Source organism: Pseudogracilibacillus sp. SO30301A (assembly GCF_037072025.1).
Taxonomy (GTDB): domain Bacteria; phylum Bacillota; class Bacilli; order Bacillales; family Amphibacillaceae; genus Pseudogracilibacillus.
Genome location: NZ_JAXHDD010000075.1, coordinates 1 through 15,468, shown reverse-complemented (window position 1 = coordinate 15,468; position 15,468 = coordinate 1). Strand labels below are relative to the sequence as shown.

At 34.6% G+C, this 15,468-nt stretch carries 21 protein-coding genes and 1 other annotated feature; of the genes, 14 read left to right on the top strand and 7 right to left on the bottom strand.

Annotation, left to right across the window (positions count from 1 at the left end):
• Positions 1–78 precede the first annotated feature (78 nt).
• Positions 79–207: a sequence feature (ribosomal protein L20 leader region), on the top strand.
• Between the two features lie 65 nt (positions 208–272).
• The 6 genes from infC (at position 273) to SPD89_RS20890 (ending at position 3,257) form a co-directional block, all read left to right on the top strand.
• On the top strand, positions 273–776 hold the full coding sequence (gene infC / locus SPD89_RS20910) for a translation initiation factor IF-3 (RefSeq protein WP_336263878.1): 504 nt from the start codon (positions 273–275) through the stop codon (positions 774–776).
• A gap of 39 nt (positions 777–815) precedes the next feature.
• Positions 816–1,010, top strand: a complete 195-nt coding sequence (rpmI, locus tag SPD89_RS20905) for a 50S ribosomal protein L35 (RefSeq protein ID WP_336263877.1) — start codon at positions 816–818, stop codon at positions 1,008–1,010.
• 44 nt (positions 1,011–1,054) lie between these two features.
• Positions 1,055–1,411 (top strand): 50S ribosomal protein L20, encoded by a 357-nt coding sequence (gene rplT, locus SPD89_RS20900; protein ID WP_336263876.1) that lies wholly within the window; start codon positions 1,055–1,057, stop codon positions 1,409–1,411.
• Positions 1,412–1,906: 495 nt separating this feature from the next.
• The gene (locus SPD89_RS20895) at positions 1,907–2,062 is read left to right on the top strand and encodes a hypothetical protein (RefSeq protein ID WP_336263874.1); all 156 of its coding nucleotides are present in this window, start codon (positions 1,907–1,909) and stop codon (positions 2,060–2,062) included.
• A 216-nt stretch (positions 2,063–2,278) separates the two neighbouring features.
• Entirely contained in the window at positions 2,279–2,374 is a 96-nt protein-coding gene (locus SPD89_RS23280) for a transposase (RefSeq protein WP_442961217.1), read from the top strand.
• A 37-nt stretch (positions 2,375–2,411) separates the two neighbouring features.
• Positions 2,412–3,257 (top strand): hypothetical protein, encoded by an 846-nt coding sequence (locus tag SPD89_RS20890; RefSeq protein WP_336263873.1) that lies wholly within the window; start codon positions 2,412–2,414, stop codon positions 3,255–3,257.
• 205 nt (positions 3,258–3,462) lie between these two features.
• Here the strand turns inward: SPD89_RS20890 and SPD89_RS20885 are convergent, their stop codons facing one another.
• Positions 3,463–3,858, bottom strand: a complete 396-nt coding sequence (locus SPD89_RS20885) for a ribonuclease HI family protein (RefSeq protein ID WP_336263872.1) — start codon at positions 3,856–3,858, stop codon at positions 3,463–3,465.
• A 93-nt stretch (positions 3,859–3,951) separates the two neighbouring features.
• Here SPD89_RS20885 and SPD89_RS20880 point away from each other — a divergent pair, with 93 nt between their 5' ends.
• From SPD89_RS20880 to SPD89_RS20870, 3 genes are all read left to right on the top strand, one after another.
• The gene (locus SPD89_RS20880) at positions 3,952–4,398 is read left to right on the top strand and encodes a DUF2512 family protein (RefSeq protein WP_336263871.1); all 447 of its coding nucleotides are present in this window, start codon (positions 3,952–3,954) and stop codon (positions 4,396–4,398) included.
• A gap of 95 nt (positions 4,399–4,493) precedes the next feature.
• Positions 4,494–4,721 carry a YdbC family protein gene (locus tag SPD89_RS20875; protein WP_336263870.1) on the top strand — a complete coding sequence of 76 codons (228 nt, stop codon included), beginning with the start codon at positions 4,494–4,496 and terminating at the stop codon, positions 4,719–4,721.
• 1,011 nt (positions 4,722–5,732) lie between these two features.
• Positions 5,733–6,113 carry a peptidylprolyl isomerase gene (locus SPD89_RS20870; protein WP_336263869.1) on the top strand — a complete coding sequence of 127 codons (381 nt, stop codon included), beginning with the start codon at positions 5,733–5,735 and terminating at the stop codon, positions 6,111–6,113.
• A gap of 245 nt (positions 6,114–6,358) precedes the next feature.
• Here SPD89_RS20870 and SPD89_RS20865 read toward each other — a convergent pair whose 3' ends face one another.
• Together SPD89_RS20865 and SPD89_RS20860 are read right to left on the bottom strand one after the other, a co-directional pair.
• A complete protein-coding gene (locus SPD89_RS20865) occupies positions 6,359–6,604 on the bottom strand; it encodes a chlorite dismutase family protein (protein WP_336263868.1) in 246 nt (81 codons plus the stop codon).
• Positions 6,597–7,103: a chlorite dismutase family protein gene (locus SPD89_RS20860; RefSeq protein ID WP_336263867.1), complete on the bottom strand. Its 507-nt coding sequence runs from the start codon at positions 7,101–7,103 to the stop codon at positions 6,597–6,599. The genes SPD89_RS20865 and SPD89_RS20860 overlap by 8 nt, the downstream gene beginning before the upstream one ends.
• Before the next feature lie 198 nt (positions 7,104–7,301).
• Between SPD89_RS20860 and SPD89_RS20855 the strand changes: the two genes are divergently transcribed.
• On the top strand, positions 7,302–7,619 hold the full coding sequence (locus SPD89_RS20855; protein WP_336263866.1) for an ASCH domain-containing protein: 318 nt from the start codon (positions 7,302–7,304) through the stop codon (positions 7,617–7,619).
• 113 nt (positions 7,620–7,732) lie between these two features.
• Here the strand turns inward: SPD89_RS20855 and SPD89_RS20850 are convergent, their stop codons facing one another.
• Positions 7,733–8,320 carry a class D sortase gene (locus SPD89_RS20850; protein ID WP_336263865.1) on the bottom strand — a complete coding sequence of 196 codons (588 nt, stop codon included), beginning with the start codon at positions 8,318–8,320 and terminating at the stop codon, positions 7,733–7,735.
• A 245-nt stretch (positions 8,321–8,565) separates the two neighbouring features.
• On the opposite strand from SPD89_RS20850, the gene SPD89_RS20845 reads away from it, so the two are divergent.
• Together SPD89_RS20845 and SPD89_RS20840 are read left to right on the top strand one after the other, a co-directional pair.
• Positions 8,566–9,183, top strand: coding sequence for a hypothetical protein (locus SPD89_RS20845; RefSeq protein WP_336263864.1), 618 nt, complete (start codon positions 8,566–8,568; stop codon positions 9,181–9,183).
• Positions 9,184–9,340: 157 nt separating this feature from the next.
• On the top strand, positions 9,341–10,510 hold the full coding sequence (locus SPD89_RS20840; RefSeq protein ID WP_336263863.1) for a hydroxymethylglutaryl-CoA synthase: 1,170 nt from the start codon (positions 9,341–9,343) through the stop codon (positions 10,508–10,510).
• Between the two features lie 71 nt (positions 10,511–10,581).
• Here the strand turns inward: SPD89_RS20840 and bioF are convergent, their stop codons facing one another.
• The 3 genes from bioF to SPD89_RS20825 are packed head-to-tail and all read right to left on the bottom strand — an operon-like array spanning position 10,582 to position 12,975.
• The gene (gene bioF, locus SPD89_RS20835; RefSeq protein ID WP_336263862.1) at positions 10,582–11,742 is read right to left on the bottom strand and encodes an 8-amino-7-oxononanoate synthase; all 1,161 of its coding nucleotides are present in this window, start codon (positions 11,740–11,742) and stop codon (positions 10,582–10,584) included.
• The gene (locus SPD89_RS20830; RefSeq protein WP_336263861.1) at positions 11,739–12,497 is read right to left on the bottom strand and encodes a 6-carboxyhexanoate--CoA ligase; all 759 of its coding nucleotides are present in this window, start codon (positions 12,495–12,497) and stop codon (positions 11,739–11,741) included. Before SPD89_RS20830 ends, bioF begins: the two co-directional genes overlap by 4 nt.
• Positions 12,481–12,975 (bottom strand): hypothetical protein, encoded by a 495-nt coding sequence (locus SPD89_RS20825; RefSeq protein WP_336263860.1) that lies wholly within the window; start codon positions 12,973–12,975, stop codon positions 12,481–12,483. Before SPD89_RS20825 ends, SPD89_RS20830 begins: the two co-directional genes overlap by 17 nt.
• 117 nt (positions 12,976–13,092) lie before the next feature.
• On the opposite strand from SPD89_RS20825, the gene bioD reads away from it, so the two are divergent.
• Together bioD and bioA are read left to right on the top strand one after the other, a co-directional pair.
• Positions 13,093–13,803 carry a dethiobiotin synthase gene (bioD, locus tag SPD89_RS20820; protein ID WP_336263859.1) on the top strand — a complete coding sequence of 237 codons (711 nt, stop codon included), beginning with the start codon at positions 13,093–13,095 and terminating at the stop codon, positions 13,801–13,803.
• A gap of 5 nt (positions 13,804–13,808) precedes the next feature.
• A complete protein-coding gene (gene bioA / locus SPD89_RS20815) occupies positions 13,809–15,164 on the top strand; it encodes an adenosylmethionine--8-amino-7-oxononanoate transaminase (RefSeq protein ID WP_336263858.1) in 1,356 nt (451 codons plus the stop codon).
• Positions 15,165–15,468: the final 304 nt, after the last annotated feature.

Genomic DNA, 15,468 nt, shown 5'->3' with positions numbered 1-15,468 from the left:
AGTATTTGGTTGAGTTTGACAAACTAATTTAAGCATGCTAGACTAAAGTAGTTGAATTGAATAATTCATAATCTGACTAACGACAAGTAGGAGCACCCGCTTCTCACCTGATCAACGCTTTAATAAAGCTGTTGGCTGGTTATTAGTATCTTTCTACAACATGAGAGACATGTGGGTGCATTCGTGTGCCCACATTTTTTATTTTGTAAATGCTCAACATCTTGTCATAGCGGATCAAATTTTTTCGGAGGTGGCTAGATATTAGCAAGGAAATGAATGTTAATGAAACGATTCGTGCAAGAGAAGTACGTCTTATTGATGCAAATGGTGACCAACTTGGAGTCAAATCTCGTGATGAAGCGTTAAAAATTGCGCAAACGAGGAATTTGGATTTAGTATTGGTAGCTCCAGGAGCCAAACCGCCAGTTTGTCGAATAATGGACTACGGTAAATATCGTTATGAGCAACAAAAGAAAGACAAAGAAGCACGTAAAAAACAGCGGGTTATTAATGTAAAAGAAGTACGCTTCTCACCTGGTATTGGAGATCATGACTTTAATACAAAATTGCGGAATGCCCGCAAGTTTATTGAAAATGGTGATAAAGTTAAAGCTTCTGTTCGGTTTAGAGGACGTGCGATCACGCACAAGGAACTAGGACAAGAAGTATTAGACAGACTTGCAGAGGAAGTAAAAGATATTGCATCTGTTGAATCGAAGGCTAAAATGGAAGGCCGGCAAATGTTTATGATGCTAGCTCCAACATCAGAAAAATAAGGATTTTGCATCGAATGTAATTGAGGGAGGAACAGAATAATGGCAAAAATGAAAACTCATAAAGGATCACAAAAGCGCTTTAAACGTACAGGATCTGGAAAGTTAAAACGTTCACAAGCGTATACAAGTCACTTATTTGCTAACAAGTCACAAAAACAAAAACGTAAGTTACGTAAATCAGCACTTGTTTCAAAAGGCGATCAAAAGCGAATCGACCAAATGATTCCAAGATAATAACAACTATAAAACTTGATTTGTACTTTTAGGAGGTAATAACAATGCCACGAGTTAAAGGTGGAACAGTTACACGTGCTAGACGTAAACGTGTATTAAAATTAGCAAAAGGTTATTATGGTTCAAAACATAAATTATTTAAAACTGCAAAGCAACAAGTAATGAAGTCCGGTAATTATGCATACCGTGACCGGAGACAAAGAAAGCGGGAATTCCGTAAATTATGGATTGCTCGTATTAACGCTGCAGCACGTTTAAATGATATCTCATACAGCAAATTAATGCATGGGTTAAAAGTTGCTGGAGTTGATATTAATCGTAAGATGCTTTCTGATCTTGCTATTAATGATGAAAAAGCATTTGCGGCACTTGTTGAACAAGCAAAAGCAGCACTTAAATAAGCAGAAAAGCCAAATCTTAATTTTATTGGGATTTGGTTTTTTTGTGTACAGAATACTTTATGTTTATACAAATAGATGTGCTTCTTTTACAGAAAGTCTGCGGATAAAGGAAAATAGCTCTGTTATTATGAAAAGCATGAACATATTATTAATTGTTAAGACGGTAATTTAGAATGGTTTCATCCAAAACCAGAACATAAATTAAACGATGATCGAGTGGAGGAAGTGGAAAAAGTTGTTCATGAGAAGGGGAAAAGAACATTTAAATGAATAGACGCAGAAATTAAGGAGCAAAATTTCTCTTTAAAACAAAATGATATCGGAGGATTTTTTAATAGATCGGTGCTTTTCTATTTTTACCGGCGATTGTCTAAATATATTGGCGTTACTTTTCGATTGAATATCGGCTAATCCACTTATGTATTACGGGAAGCATTCATATTTTTCCTCGGACTGCACATAGTAAATCTGAAGTGAAACAAGGAGGTTACTAACTTGTCTGAGGAAAATAAAAATCGTAATAAAGATAAAGGGAAGCAACGAAATATTGCTAGAAAATACGATACAAGCCCCAAGCACGATGTGGAGATTGCAGAAGAAAGCGAATTTGTAAACATTCACGGCAAGAAAAATAAGCGAAAACGTCGTTAATGAATAAGAAAAAATCCGGGTAGGTGACTAAGGTATAATAAAGAAAGTCACAAAATAAAAAGATTGTCCATGTCTAGCGTGAAACAGCCCTTCAAGGAGACAGATCGCAAATATGGATAAAAAGTAATCACCCAATTCGCTTGCAGGCGTAAGGGTGATTATTTTAAACTCATGTTCAACCCAACTATCGTGAAAGTCCCCGATGTAGTGTAGAACATAAGTATAAAAATTATTGAAATGGAATCCGACAAAGAACATATCCATTTACTTATTGAAAGTAAACCTCGGGCACTATATTCCAAATGTTGTTAAAGCATTCAAAGGGGTGATAGAAATAGAGAAATTAATTATGCAAAAATGGATAGAGTATTCCTCAGATTTGAATTTTATAGGTGGTCAAGTAACAAGAGATGGAACATTATTATTACTAGAAAATGATTTACAAGAACTCGATTTTTTTCAACGTCCAGTACCAAAAAACAACTGGATTATTAAGATTATCAAAGGTGTAAATATAGAGACGGTGGAATTAAAAAATGTTCCTTTTATACCAACGGAAGTTGATTTATTTTCAGATGACACTTTACTACTTGTTCAAGGACGCTGTTTAAAAGATGGAAAATATGTTGAACGAAATGCTAGAAGATATAATTCAAACGGGCAGTTAATTGCTGCCTTTACACTTGGAGATGGCATTGAACATGTACATATTGATGAAACTGATACAATTTGGGTGAGTTATTTTGATGAGGGGATATTTGGTAATTTCGGATGGGAACAGCCCATGGGTAGTGAAGGTCTTATTGCGTATAGTATAAATGGTCAAAAAATGTGGGGGGCAGGCAGTTATGGAATTATTGATTGTTATGCCTTGAATGTTGTGAATTCAAAGGAAGTGTATTTCTATTACTATGATGATTTTTTCTTAGTTCAACTTAATGGGATGAAAGAGACGATACGTTATCGTATAGAAGGTGACAACTCAATAGAACAATTTATGTTTGATCAAACGGGCTTAATTGGTCAAGTAGATATTAATACGATAATGCGTTTTCGCATAAAAAATCGGACAATTACCTCAAAGGAAAAAATACAATTAATAGATAAAAATGGCAAAATCATCATTGGTCCTGTATTTATGCGAGGACCGTTTCTGTATGTGTATGGTAAAGATGGGATCTATAAAAATTTATGAAGAAAGGTACTGAAAATAATTGGTTCAAAGATAAGTATTAGCAAAGGTTAATTCGTTTGGAAGTAAAAGTGAAACGAAAAACAGGATTCATAGGTGGACCAATGAAGGTTTCTTTACTAGTCGATGAATTTTTTTATTTTTTTATTAAATAAAATCTTCCTTTATTTTTAAAGTAAAAGCTGGAACCAATGAGCAATAGTTCCAGCTATTTTTGTTGCATTTGAATTGCTTTTTTTGCTAATTGGTCGGCATGGAAATTATGTTTGCTCGGAATCCATTTTATAAAAAAGTAAGGAAAATGACTTGCTTTTTCCAGAATCTCATCTAATATTTGCTTGAAATCTGGATTTTTGGCAAATTTTTTTTCAATCGCCACGACAACTGCTTGAGAATCTGATTGAAAGGATAAAATTTCATCAGGGAATTTTTCTAGACAAATTTCTAATGCTTTATTCACAGCATGAAATTCTGCTTCATGGTTGGACATTTCCTTAAGAGGAATCGAATATTCGTATTGTTTTCCATAAGCTTTGATATAAACTCCAACACCGCTTCTCCCAGGGTTTCCGCCTGATGCTCCGTCTGTGTATACCTCAATCATAAAAAACGCTCCTTTAAAACTTCTAACTCTACCATAGTATAAAAAAATTATTTTACCAAATACTAAGAGATAAAAAGAGGTGTCTGGTATTTTATGGAACAATTAAAAGCATTTATTATAAAATTTATTGGGATTGGTGTACTTACGTTTTCGATTTTCGGTATCTTCTTTCATGCTACAATCGGTCGCTTGCTGTTGATGACTTTAGTTGTGTCTACGATTACTTTTATCGGTGATCTATTTATCTTACCACGGATTAATAAAGCTGTCGCAGCGATTGCGGATTTTGCGACTTTTTTTCTACTTTATTTATTGTTAGGAAATTTAGTGGTGGAAGGCAATGTCTCTCTTATTCTTCCTGCCTTTACCGCAGCGTATTTAGGAGCAGCAGCCGAGGCAGTGTTTCATATTTACATGATGGATAGAGTTCATGAACCTGATCGATCAGCTCCCATTCCAACAAGGTTTCAGACTGAAATTGCCGATGAATCAGATGTAGAGGCGGCAACAAAGCTAGAACAAGAACGGAAGGAAAAATAAATATTAATATGGCAAAACAGGAGAAAGCTCTTATAAGGGATGATATAATGAGCTTAGTCGCAAACTATATTGTCTTGATAAGGAGAGTTAACGGAATGTCATCATTTAATTTTGAAGTTATTGAAACTGTCGCCGTATTATCTGAAGGATCCAAAGGGTGGAAGAAAGAATTAAATTTGGTTAGTTGGAACGGGAGAGAGCCGAAATACGATATTCGTGATTGGTCAGAAGATCATACGAAAATGGGAAAAGGCATTACGTTTAGCTTAGATGAATTAGGGAAATTAAAAGAAGCGCTGCATAATTTGCAAGATCTTGAATAAAAGCGTATAGAAGAACAAACGAACAGATAAGAAGTAGAAAAAATAAAAATCATGGCAGTTAAGGATGCAAATAAATGAATTAGCATCCTTTTTTTTGGATAAGAATGGCTTTATCTTACTTTATTTATTGAAAGGATGTTCAGCGAGCGCATTGATTCTTTTTATTTATTAATATGTATGTTAGATTGCTTGTTATTTGTGTAACGTGATTACTAAAGTTACATGTCCTTGATTTTTTTGGTTTAATTTCCCAAAAATTAGTGAGAAACAATGGGTGTTGTGTTACTATACATATAATAAAGCATAACTTTCAGTTTGCAGAGAAAGATGTATGTTCTGTTTAACTACATCAGAAAAATTATTGTATTTGTTTAAGGGGATATGAATAAATCGAAAAGATGTTGCAATATTTCTTTTCTCAGCAGCTAGGTTTGTTTGCTTTGTAAATATCTTATAAGTAATAATTTAACAAGCTCATAAATACCTTTTATAATTGTGTACGATAGCCGAAATAAGAATAACGATAAATCTTACGTATTACGGAAAAACAAAAGAATAATGTATTATTATTTTTAGTATCAATGTAGTTGTTCTTATATTGGAAACGATACGTTGCAAGCTTATATGTTCAACAATCTTGGATACGTTAATTGATAAAAGCTAATCGGGATATTAAAAAAGGAAGGTGCAAGGTAACAAAATGCTGAAAATATTAGCGATAAGAAAATTGGCAATATTTTTGCAGTAGTTATCCTCCTTTGGATTCCTAAGTTTATTTTATAAAAGCTTGTTTCCGATTGTTTTTATAATCCCAACGATTTTATTCCTTTTAAGAACGATTAAAAATATGAAATATAAAGATTATAAAAATGCATACAAAAATATAACAATTGCTATAATTTTTTGCGATTGGTATATTTCTATCGATGTTGAACGTTTCCTGAAATGTTTATATAAATCTTTGTTTAGTGCATCAGCCATATTAAAGAACGGGGTGGAAGGAATAAAAAAATGAAAAAAGTATATGTATCTATGTTTTTATTTGTATCAATTTTATCGGCTTGTCATTCATCAATTCTGAGTTTTAGCAAAATTGAAAACGTCCCTAGTAACGTGCAAAACATAGTTAATTCCAATTTGAGACTTCAATTAATCAATGATGGTGATAAAGGTTCTTATATTATTTTTCAATCAAGTGGGGAAGTAGAAGCTGATTTAGAAACACAAGGGGATACGATAACGATAAAGTTTAATGTACTTAATCCTCAAAATGATGTATTAATGCAAAATACATATTATTTAACGAAAGATAAAGAGCATGATGTAATAGATGTTCTAATGAACGGTGAATCAATTCCTTTTGATGAGGTGACAAACCTTAATGGAGACTAAATGTTCATCTAAAGGAGTGAATGTCGATGTTGAAAAAGTCCCTATAACATTAGAAAACTTGGCTTATCGCCAAGCCTTTATGGCGAAAGCCAAAGTTGCTCTTATGCAGTAAGAAAGTTTTCTTACCTTCTAAAAAAGCACAGAGTTTCTGTGCTTTTTTAGCTACTGTATAAATATTTGCAAGTTAAAAATTACTATCAACATTTTGTTTGAAACTTCTTTACCGTATATTACTTTTTTAGTTTTTAAACAGCAAAATAGCGTTCTATTTTATTTATAGGAAGTAAATTTCCGATATAGTATGATCCGAAGATACCGTATTTTGCACTTACTTTATCAAAACGTGTATCGTAAATTAACTTTTTAAATTGCAGCGGATCGTCACAGAACAATGTAACTCCCCATTCATAATCATCCAGTCCGATGGATCCGGTAATAATCCGTTTTACTTCTTCTGTAAACGGTTTAGCAGTTTTAATATGATCAAACATTAATTTTCCTCTTGCGTCTTTTTTCTAATGTAAACCAGTTGTTTGTTTCACCGCGCAGTTTACTCATCGGATAAAAACAGACATATTCTGAATTTGGAATCGTCGGATATAGTTTTTTCAACATTTCTGGATTTTTATAAGGATTAATTTCAGGTTTAGTATAAGAACTTTTTTCAATTATTGGTACAAAAGAATAAGCTGGTTTCATATAATGCGCAATCGATGTTTTGTTAAACTCGTTTTTTAGATCATTTAAATCTTTCATCTCCGGTCTTAGAAACATAAACATTATGTCAAATTTTTGGCCAACGATTGAAAATAACTGATGGCCACCTTGTTTATTGTCCTCTGTTTTCTGCCATTTATCAAGTAAGGTATGAAATTCTTGTAGTGCTTTTTCTCTGGTTGTTTCAAAATCTTCTTGCCATTTTTCCCAATTAATCGTTCTAAAATCATGTAAAGAATACCATCCGTCATCCGTTTCTTCTGTCTCTACCATATTAATCACTCCTACATCGTCTGAGTATATATCTTATAGTATCCATGATAATATAGATCATAAAGATAAAGTGTGATTTTAATTACATTTTTGAGGAGTAAAATTGAAAGATAATTGACTTTTTCTTACTTATACGGAATATTTTTAGCAAAGTAATAATTTCTCTATATAATAAAAGGTGACGAGGAGTGTACAAAAATGGAATATAAATATGAACTTACGAATTTAGTGACAAGAACTGAAGATATTGAAAAAATGAAAAAAGGTGAGAAGACTGCTGTTCGTAGAAGTAATCGTTTCGGTAATATTGGTGATACCTGGGAAGTTGATGGCGAAATTTTTATGTTGGAAAATGTCTACAAACAAAAGCTGGGGGATGTAACCGAAGAACACGCTAAGCAAGAAGGGTATACTAGTTTAGAAGAATATAAAAAGGCAATTACATCAATTCATGAGGAATCTGTGTGGATTCCAAACCTTGAAGTATGGGTGCATGAATTTAAAAAAGCGTCTTAACGGCTAAGCAAGATTGCGTGCATCTTGTCACGAGACTCAGAAACTAACCATCGTAGCGGTAATCAATATCAACGTGGGTAGAAAGTTATAAAACCCCTCCAAGCTTAGAGGGGTTATTTTACCGCCTTCGGATAGGCGTACACAACATAGCGATCAGGCGCACTACCGACAAATGAAAAAGGGTAACAAGTTGAAACGGTCAAATATTCATCTTCACGGCTTGGGTCAATAACTGTTCGATCATCTGCGTCTACAATTTCATGGTCTTGAATCACATAAATAAAGGTGCCGTGCTCCATTTTAATATGTAATTCATCCCCATGTTCAAGTTCTCCAAATTGACGAAATACAGTATCACGATGTCCAGATAATAATATCTGTCTATTTTCTCCAGGAAGACCAGTATCTTTGTAATGACCGACTCCTTGAGCTAATTCGTCTTCATCTGTTCCTTCAATAATCGGTATTTCACGATCTAGTCTAGGAATATAAAACAAACCAATCGTGTCACCGGTATTTATATCTTCATAATACTTACTAATATCTTCATTATTACCTTTATAAACTTCATCGCTAATGATTGTTTTTGCTTCTTCCAAGCGTTTCCCTTCACTCACATGGGAGTCCCATAATTGGTATCCACCATATAAAAGTAACGAAGCACCTACAACAATAAAAATCCACGAAATAAACCGAAACACAATAAGTCCTCCTGTAATATCATTACCAATATTCTACTCGTACAATCCATCTATTGCAATAGATTTTTAAAAATTCCCTTTAAATAACCTTCATTTACCTATTTTGTAATATGAATTGATCTCCTAGTCAAATAGAGAAAATCGAAAACTTGCATATGGAATATTTGTTCTCTATACGAAAGATGTTTATTTTGCTAAAGTAGTACTGTTACTTTTTAGCAAAGTTAAATTTTAGGGGGATTTTTGTGAAGAAAAGAATTTTGATAATGTTTGTTTTAAGTTTGTTCGTGCTTGCTGCTTGTTCTGGAAACAAGGAGACGCAAAAAGAAGTGGATGATGATAATGGTTCACAAGCCAAAGAAGATGCTGGAATTGAAGTTGATAAAGGGTTGTTAAATGTAGAAGTGACACTTCCTGAAGTATTTTTTAAGGATGAAAATGTTGAGGAAATGATTGAAGAGTCTTTAGCAGAAGGTGTGAAAGAGGTTACGGAAAATGAAGATGGCTCGGTTACATTTAAAATGACCAAAAAAGACCATAAGAAAATGTTAACAGAAATGGCGGAGGAAATTGAGGGAACAGTTGACGAAATAAGCAATGATGAAAACTTTACGTCCATTCAGGATATTACTTACAATAAAACATTTACTGAGTTTACAATGGTCGTCGAACGAGAAGTTTTCGAGGATAGCTTTGATGGATTTGCTGTACTCGGACTTGGATTTTCTGGCATGTTTTATCAAGTATTCAGTGGGGAAGATATGGAAAGTACGGAAGTTACTGTTTATATCGAAGATGGGGCAACAGGAGAAGTGTTTGAGGAAGTTGTTTACCCGGAAGCATTCGAAGAGTTAGAGGAATAAAAAATAAGCTGGTCTGAAGATGAAATTTTTAAAGGCCAGTTTTTTGTTTGTAATTCTTTTCTTTCCTTGTTTGATATGAGAAAATGTAATCATATCATTTTTAAGTGAAAAAATTCACATATAATAAGACGAGAAAGTTAGAAAAGGAGAAGTATAATTGAAGATTGGAATTGATAAAATAGGTTTTTACATACCACAATATTATGTGGATATGAATAAATTAGCTGAGGCAAGAGGTGTAGAACCAGAAAAATTAACGATTGGTATTGGGCAAGAAAAAATGGCTATTGCCCCAATTACACAAGATCCTGTCACACTAGCAGCAAATGCTGCATTGCAAATATTAGATGATGAGTCTTTAGAAAAGATTGATTTTGTCATGTTTGGAACAGAGTCAGGAATCGACCAATCTAAATCAGCAGGAGTATATGTCCATCAATTGCTTGGGCTTCGTCCTGATGCTCGTACAATTGAGATGAAACAAGCTTGTTATGGGGCAACTGCGGCGATTCAACTAGCTAAAGGTCATATCGCATTAAATCCAGAAAGTAAAGTACTTGTACTCGCTTCCGATATTGCCCGATACGGTTTACATACAGCTGGAGAAGTTACGCAAGGAGCGGGTGCTGTTGCACTGATTATCAGTGCAAATCCAAGGATTATGGCGCTTGATGACATAAGTGCCTATTTGACAAAAGATATAATGGATTTTTGGCGCCCGACATACTCTGATGTTGCTTTTGTTGATGGAAAGTTTTCCAATGAACAATATTTAGCGTTTTTTGGACAAGTATGGAAGGAATACAAGGAGAAATCGGGATTATCTATCGCCGATTTTGAAGCGATTTGCTACCATTTACCGTATACAAAAATAGGATTAAAAGCATTACGGACGATTCTAGAAGAGGGTTCGACAGACGTTCAAGAAAAGTTAAAGGATAATTATCATATAAGCACATTGTATGGTCGAAAAGTTGGAAATATTTATACAGCATCACTTTATTTAAGTTTACTATCGCTTTTAGATCAAAAGGAGCTTGAGGCAGGGGCTCGAATTGGCTTATTCAGTTACGGTTCAGGAGCTGTTGGTGAGTTTTTCTCCGGAATTTTACAATCGAATTATCGGGACTTCTTAAAGATAGATCACCATACGAATTTATTTAATAACCGTACGGAATTGTCCGTTTCTAAATACGAAATGGTTTTTGAAGAATCACTACCTACTGATGGTTCAAGCGTAGACGTAGATACGACGAACGATCCAGCGCCTATCTGTCTCACTGGAATCAACGAGCATATGCGTCAATATACGAATAAAAATAAATAACACCTTAGAGAAGAAATACGTAAAGAAGTTAAATTCTTTACGTATTTTTTCCTCGATAAATGAAAATAGATTTAAAACCATTCTTTTTGCTCGCTTTTCTTTTTAAACGCATGAATAATCATGTGAATATGTTCATCCGTATGGGTTGCCATTAGCGTACATCGAAGACGGCTCGTATGTTTAGGAACTGTTGGCGGGCGGATAGCAGGAATAAATATGTCTTGTTCATTAAGTGCTTTTTGGAAACGTACCGTATCTTCTGGATCACCGATAATAATTGGAATTATCGGTGTATGTCCGTCGAGAACCGTATACCCGAATGAGGATAATGCTTTTCGTAATTTCAAACCGACTGCCAATAATCGTCTCTGTCTTTGTGGTTCCGTTTGGATGATATGGACACTCATAAGTGCTGCGGCAACGGAAGCGGGAGCGAGTGCCGTTTGGAAAATAAACGGACGGGATTTTTGAATAAGAAACTTAATTATTTCTTGCTTTGCACAAACAAATCCACCTTCACTTCCTAATGCTTTACTTAATGTTCCTACTGTCACATCAACGTCTACTTGGTAAAAATCAGCTGTTCCACGACCATTTTCACCTATGACCCCAGTTGCATGGGCATCGTCGATGATTAAGAGTGCATTATATTTTTCTTTTAAAAAATGTAACACATCAAGTTTTGCGATGTCACCATCCATACTAAATACGCCTTCTGTCACGATTATTTTTTTCGAATGAGTGCGATAGTCGATTAACTTTTCTTCCAAGTCTTGCATGTCGTTGTGGGAATAAACGACGACTTTTGCTTTACTTAAACGACAGGCATCAATAATGCTGGCATGATTTAATTCATCACTAAAAATAATTGTTTCTTTATCACTTAATCCACTAATAACACCCAGATTAGCTAAAAATCCACTCGAATATAACAGACATGCTTCCGTCTGTTTAAACTGAGCAAGTTCTCGCTCTAACCGCTCATGAATCGGTAAATTCCCTGTCGTTAAGCGCGAACCACCACTACCTGTTCCGAAGCGGTCCAATGCTTCTTTCGCTTTTGTAATGACACGCTCATCTGTTGCGAGTCCTAAATAATTATTGGAAGCAGCTAAAATTTTCCGTTTTCCATTTATTATAGTTTTAGGACTGTTTTTATCCGTGACCATTAATTGTCGTAACAGGGGAGAGCGTTGCATCTTTTCCCATTCTTTTAAAATCCAATCGTTCATGAAATCCCTCCAATAAAAACGGGTGTCGTTTCTAAATAATGAATGTATTCATCAATATCTAATTTTTTCGCATCGACAAAAAATACACGTCCGCCATATGGCGAATTTTTCTGTTTCATATTTGGAATGCGTATGAAGTTATGTTGATATGTAAGATAACCAGTTGTATATTCCGGGTCATCAGAACAACAGATTTCGCAAATTGTACCAGCTGCGGCGACTTTCGAAGCTAAGGCAATTGCTTCTGCTCGTCTTTCGTTATAGACACCAAGCTTTTCTGTCGACCATTTGTCTTTAAACTCTTTGTCCCAATCAAAATGGGAAACACGTACTCCACGATCTATCATAGGATCCATGCGTTTACCACTATTAATATCAATAACGGCAGCCCCTCTTGTAACGTTATCCTGAATGATCCAATCATATAAAGAGAAAAGGAGTTCTTGTGGAATAGGTGAGGACACTAATTGTTCCTGCAATACTTTTTTTGTTGTATGATGACTTTCATTTATGATTTCCTTTACGCATAAAGGGAGAATGTATTGGATTTCACTCGGTTGAATCGATTCTATTTTTAATGAAATAAAATCTGCTTCTCCACGTGTGTGCATTGTTGCCCGACGAATCATTTCTGTCGTTGTTGTCTCCAATTCAACAGGTGTAACGAGTCGTTCAGCTCCAGAAATATGTTGACCACCGTTTTCGTGAGAACCTCCTTTACTCGAACGCATTCGAACACTATACCACTTTTTCATACTTTTTCATTCCTGTTCGTTCATAAACTCGACGAATAATCTTCTTCAATGGATAACTCGTCAGTGCTGTAAAAATCATCCCTGGAATAGCCGGTATAATAAGGGAGAGTGCCGGAATTTGTAATGTTAAAGCGAGTACGGTTCTGGCTGCAAATGTTCCAATCGGACCTGCAACGATTAAGACCGGAAGTCGCGTACCAAAAATAGCAACAATCCCACCTCCTACGATTCGATATACCATGGCGATTTCAATATTAAATAATGTATGAATTCCAAGCATAAACAAAATACAACTAGACATAATGCCAGCAATAAGATATTTTTTAAAACCAAACACTGCACAAATAGCAATAGCGATTGGTGCAGATAATTGAAATTCGCTTCCAGGAATTCCAGTAGGTATTTTAAAAGAACCGGTAATAACGATAAATGCTGCAAGTAAACTGATTTCAACAAGTGTGTACACGTTTTTGTTCAATAAATTTCCTCCTTTTTCGATTTATTTACTATTATTTTGAAATTCTTACTTGTGAGTTATCATAATATATGTTAACTTATTTGTAAAATGGTTTACAATTAAAAGAGGGGGGATTAAATGCTTAAATTTTTTGTAACAGGAACAGGCACTGATATAGGTAAAACGATTGTAACATCACTACTTACAGACTTTTTAAAGAGAAATAATCGACGTATTTTTGCCTATAAGCCTATTCAAACAGGTGCAGAAAAAGTAGACGGGAAATTACTTGCACCTGATCCAGAGATGTATAAACTGATAGGGAATATTTCAACAAGGAATAAACCTTATACATACATATTGCAAACACCAAGTTCTCCACATTTAGCAGCTAAAAATGAGAATATTGATTACGATTTATCGAAAATACATCAAGATATAAGTGATATTCAAAAAAACAATGATGGGATTGTCGTTGAAGGTGCAGGAGGGTTATATGTTCCAATTACAGAAGAGGGCTACTCGATGATTGATTTCATTAAAGAACTTGATTTTCCCGTTATTTTAGTTGGAGAAGCAGGCTTAGGAACGATTAATCATACCGTTTTATCGATCAAAGCATTAGAAGCGTACAAGATTCTAATAACAGGTGTTATTTTAAATGGAACAGGAAAAGAAGATCGATCTCTAGAGTTAGATAATGTGAAAATGATTGAAAAATTAACGAATGTACCTGTTGTAGGTACCGTTCCATTTGTTAAAAATATTGAATATCTATTGCCAGAAAAAGAGCATCGTATCGCATTAACTAAAGACTGGAATCGAAAAATAATAGAATCTGGGAGGTAACAAAAATGAATGCGGATAAACTTTTACAATTAAGTAAACAACATATGTGGTTACCATTTACACAAATGACTGACTATGAAAACGATCCACTCATCATCGAAAGTGGGGACGGAGTACGTGTAAAAGATATTGAAGGAAAAGAGTATTTGGATGGATATTCATCCCTTTGGTTAAATGTTCATGGTCATTGTAAAAAAGAGATTAATGATGCGGTTAAACAACAGTTAGATAAAATTGCTCATTCAACGTTACTTGGAGCAGCGAATGTACCGTCAGTATTACTTGCGAAAAAACTTGTTGACATAGCACCTGAAGGGTTAACACGTGTTTTTTATTCGGATAGTGGTGCAACATCCGTTGAAATCTCGATTAAAATGGCGTATCAATATTGGCAAAATATTGGTCAATCGAATAAAAGGAAATTTGTTACGTTAAGTAATGGCTATCATGGTGATACAGTTGGAACAATGAGTGTCGGTTCTATCGATATATATCATCGTGTATATACGTCACTTTTATTTGATGCAATTGTTGTTCCTTTTCCACATGTATATCGTCATCCTTCTGGAGATGAACGTGTCGTATGTGAAGAATCGCTTCATGAACTTGAAGAACTATTTAAAGAACGCCACCAGGAAATTGCTGGAATGACTGTTGAGTCCATCATGCAAGGGGCAGGTGGAATGAATGTCATGCCAAAAGGATATTTAAAAGGACTCGAGCAATTATGTCGAAAATATAATATTTTGTTTATTGTAGATGAGGTAGCGACAGGTTTTGGTCGTACGGGTAAAATGTTTGCTGTTGAACATGAAAATGTCAAGCCTGATATGATGACGCTTGCTAAAGGAATTACCGGGGGGTATTTACCAGTTGCAGCAACATTAACAAGTGAAGAGATTTACCAGGCATTTTATGCAGATTATCATGAAGGGAAAACCTTTTATCATGGGCATTCGTATACTGGAAACCAATTAGGGTGTGCAGCTGCTTTAGCTAACTTAGATTTGTTTGAAAAAGAAAATCTAATCCAACAAGCCGAAGAGAAATCTGCTTGGCTTACAGAACAATTAAAAGAAATTGCAGCATTGGAACATGTCGTTGACGTCCGGCAAATGGGATTAATGTGCGGAATTGAACTTGTGGAAGATAAGAAAACGAAAAAATCATTTCGAAAAGAGGAAAGAGTTGGCTATAAAGCGACATTAAAAATGCGAGAACTAGGGATGTTAACTAGACCGCTTGGGGACGTCGTCGTCTTTATGCCTCCACTAGCAGCAACGTACGATGAATTAGCAGAAATGTTATTAATACTAAAAAAGGGGATGGAAGAAGTAACTGCATTAGCCGTAACAGATTAATTATATGTTGATAATTTACCACATAAAGTAGAGACTAATGGAAATTCTCATTCTTTATGTGGTTTTTATATTTAAAATAGTTGTCGAATTATTATATTTTTCTAAAACGTTTTTCTAAATAGTTTGACATATTAATATACAATATAATTCACATATAAAGTGATATACGTTACTTTAGAGGAGGTTTCTAGGTTGCCACATTCTAAACTGGTATTTTATTCTATTGAAGACATTCCATCGGTCAGAGAATAGTGGGAGTTTTTATGTCAGAAAATTCGATTCCTAAAACTATACGTCCAACAGT